General features: G+C 36.6%; 1 pseudogene. It reads right to left on the minus strand.

The window, feature by feature from the left end:
- Positions 1–268 (minus strand): annotated as a pseudogene (locus tag KVT27_RS24815) (carbamoyl-phosphate synthase large subunit); the annotation flags it as partial.

Here is a 268-nt window from a genome sequence, read left to right on the forward strand (position 1 = left end):
TGTATAGTAAAGGTATTTACCCATACTAACCACATTAGAACCAAACTCTTTCGCTTTATTACCTGCCATGACGAATCCTGACTGCATGGCTTTAATACTATTCTGTACCTTGTCTGAATTGTAAGCATTTTGGAGTAATTCAGCTCCGTTTTTAACTAAAGCTTTACTGAAGTCCGTAATCCCTTTAATAGTTCCGTCAACGAATCCCTTAAATTTCTCGTTAGTTTTGTAAAAATGAGTAAAAGCTACTGTAGCCCCTGTAATCGCA

This window comes from Lysinibacillus sp. GbtcB16 (assembly GCF_019091145.1).
Lineage (GTDB): Bacteria > Bacillota > Bacilli > Bacillales_A > Planococcaceae > Lysinibacillus > Lysinibacillus fusiformis.